The sequence below is a fragment of the Nocardiopsis sp. TNDT3 genome, assembly GCF_003427465.1.
Classification (GTDB): domain Bacteria; phylum Actinomycetota; class Actinomycetes; order Streptosporangiales; family Streptosporangiaceae; genus Nocardiopsis; species Nocardiopsis dassonvillei.
Genome location: NZ_QPFC01000266.1, coordinates 1 through 3031, shown reverse-complemented (window position 1 = coordinate 3031; position 3031 = coordinate 1). Strand labels below are relative to the sequence as shown.

Annotated in this window: 2 protein-coding genes; both read left to right on the top strand. The window is 75.6% G+C overall.

The window, feature by feature from the left end:
* Positions 1-1706, top strand: a 1706-nt coding sequence (locus DQW06_RS07300) for a protein kinase (RefSeq protein ID WP_117198191.1), incomplete at its 5' end; no start/stop codon positions are given.
* Between the two features lie 371 nt (positions 1707-2077).
* Positions 2078-3013 carry a nitroreductase/quinone reductase family protein gene (locus tag DQW06_RS07290; protein WP_117198190.1) on the top strand — a complete coding sequence of 312 codons (936 nt, stop codon included), beginning with the start codon at positions 2078-2080 and terminating at the stop codon, positions 3011-3013.
* The last annotated feature ends 18 nt before the right edge of the window (positions 3014-3031 follow it).

Below are 3031 nucleotides of genomic sequence, written 5' to 3'. Positions count from 1 at the left end.
TCCACGCAGCGGGCGTACCGCACGGGGACGTCAAACCCGGAAACGCCCTCCTCACCCCGGAGGGCCCCCGGCTCGTGGACCACGGCATCGCCCGCCGGGTGGACGACACGGACTCCCTGACCACCGCGGGCAGCGTCGGCTGGCTGGCCCCGGAGCGCTACGCGGGCGCGCGGCCCGACACCGCCTCCGACGTCTTCTCCTGGGCCTGCCTGGTGGTGTTCGCCGCGACCGGGCACGCCCCGTTCGGTACGGACGCCGCACCGCCGGAGGCGGCCCGCCGGGCCGGTGAGGACACCGTCGACCTCACCGACGTTCCCGAGGGGCTGCGTCCCCTGCTGGCCCGGGCACTGTCGAAGGATCCCGGGCGGCGCCCCGCGGCGGAGGAGGCCTACCTGGAGTGCCTGCTGCTGGCGGGCGTGGAGGACAGCGCCACCCCCGACGTGTGGGCGGACCGGCTGCGCGCGCTCGTCCGCGCCCACTGGCCGCGCGTGGACGCGGACCGCGGTCAGCCCGCGGAGTGGATCAGCTCCGCCCTGCACATGGCGGAGCGCGAGGCCGAGGCCGCGAAATCGGATGCCTCCCCCCGGTGGAGTCCGCGCGCCCGGGGCCGCGGAACCCGGGGCCGGGCGACCGGGACCGTCCGCGATGGTGGGACCGGTGGGCGTGAGCCCGGTAGGCGCGCGACCAGCGGGCGGGCAGCCGACGGGCAGGAGACCGGCGGAGGGGCGACAGGAGGGCGCTCGCGTGGGCGCCGCCGCGCGGAAGCCCGGCGCCGGCTTCCCGTTCTGGCGGTCGCCGCGGCCGTGCTCCTGGCCGTGTCCGTCGGCGGCGGCTACCTGCTCCTGAGCGCCCTGTCCGGGGAGTCCGGCACCACCACGGCCGACTCCGGCTCCGGGGCGGACGGGGCCACCGCGGGGGATCCGCCGACCGGGCCCCTCAGCGGAACGGAGCTGGTGGCGGCCTCGCTCGACACCCTCCTGGCCGCGGACTCCTTCGAGCTGACCCTGCTCACCCACGCCGGGAACGGGGAGGGCCACGGCCAGCCGCTTCCCACCGGTACCGACCCCACCCTCTTCGACCGGGTGCTCTACCAGGCGGGACCGCCGGAGGCGCTGCGCTGGACCAGTACCGTCAGCGGCGCACGCACCAGCGACCTGCTGATGGTCGACGGCGACCTGCTGCGCGCGGAGAACTCCGCCTGGAACGCGACGCCGACCTGGTACGCGGCTGAGCCGGGGCTGACGGAGGAGGTGTTCTCGCCCGCGGAGGTGGTCGCACCGCTCGTCCGCGCGGCGGAGGAGGGGACCGTCACCGCGGAGGAGGAGGTGGTCCTCGCCGCGCCCCCGCCCGCCCAGGACGCCTTCGGACACCTGGGCGGTGAGGCCCCCGACGGCGTGCCCGCGATCCGGGTGGAGGGCACGTTCCCCGCGGAGGCAGGGCCGGGGGAGGCGGACACGGTGTTCGCCCTGGTCGCGACCGAGGACGGGGTCCCGTTGAGCTTCGCCACGGAGGGCTCCGGCGGAGGCGTGCTCAATGGACGCCCGGTGTCGGAGGGGGTCCCGGTCTCGTTCCTGGACCCCTCCGCCCCCGAACCGGAGCGGTGGTACACGCGGTACACGTTCGTGGAACTCGGCGGAGCCCCCGACCTGGGCATCCCCGACCCCGGGCAGGTCCGGCCCGCCGCTCCCGCGCCCGTCGGCGACTGAGCACGGGGTCCGGTCGGGCGGCCCCCGCCCTGTGGCGCTCCTCCCGCCCGATGGTGTAGGTTCACCCCCGTGTCGCGTGCCACCGACCACAGAGCAGTGGGCCGGTCGGTAGGTATGGAGGCACCTTGACATCCGGGAGCGCACTGTGAGCACACACACCGCGGACCGCGTCTAGCCGTTCCGACGGCGCCGGCCCCAGCCGCGCCCGAACGCGCCCAGACCCCTCGCGACCTCCCCGGAGTCCTCTTCCGGCCCGGCCACGCCCGGGCTCCCTGTCACGTCCACCCGCCACCCGTGCGCCTGCGCGCCCGGGCCGCCGCGGGTGCCTTCGGGGACGGTCGCGCCCATGACCACCATCCCGAAGGAGACCTGTGACCGAAAACCCGCACGTCCGGACCGCCGAACCCCACGTCAGCGACTTCAACGTCCCCGTCGTGGAGGAGTTCCGCGCCAACGGGGGCCGCGTCGGCGGCATGTTCGAGGGCGGCGACCTCCTGCTGCTCACCACCGTCGGGGCCCGCTCCGGCCGCGAGCACACCACCCCGCTCGGCTTCGTCCGCGTCGACGGACGCGTACTCGTCGTCGGCTCCGCGGGCGGCTCGGACCGCCATCCCGACTGGTACCGCAACGTCCTCGCCCACCCCATGGTGCGCGTGGAAGTGGGCACCGAGACGTTCGACGCCGTCGCCGTCCCCGCCGAGGGCGCCGACCGCGACCGCCTGTTCGCCGAGTTCGTCCGCGCGGACTCCGGATACGCCGACTACCAGGCCGGAACCGAGCGGGTCCTGCCGGTGGTCGCCCTGGACCGCGTCCACGCGGACGGACCCGCGGAGGTGGCCAACCTCGCCGACAAGCTCGTGGAGATCCACACCTGGCTGCGCGGCCAGCTCGCGCACGTGCGCACCGAGGCCGAGGCCCACCTCGCCGAGCGCACCGCCGTGGCGGACGGGGACGGCCCGCCACCGCTGGGGCTCAGCCTCCAGCTGCGCCAGCACTGCCTGGCCTTCTGCGAGTCCCTGCACTTCCACCACTCCAGTGAGGAGTCCGGCCTCTTCCCGGCACTGGGCCGGCAGGTCCCTCACCTGGAGGAGGCGCTGCGGCGGCTGTCGGAGGAGCACCGCACCGTGGACCGCGTCCGCGGTGAGCTGGAGGCGCTCATCTCCGACCTGTCCACGGCCGATCCCGAACGGTTCCGCGCGGAGCTGGACCGGATGACCCGGGAACTGGAGGCCCACCTGGACTACGAGGAGGCCCAGCTGATCCCGACCCTGGCCGAGATCCCGTTCCCGCCCACCGGTCCGGCCTAGAGCCCTGCCGGCGGCCCC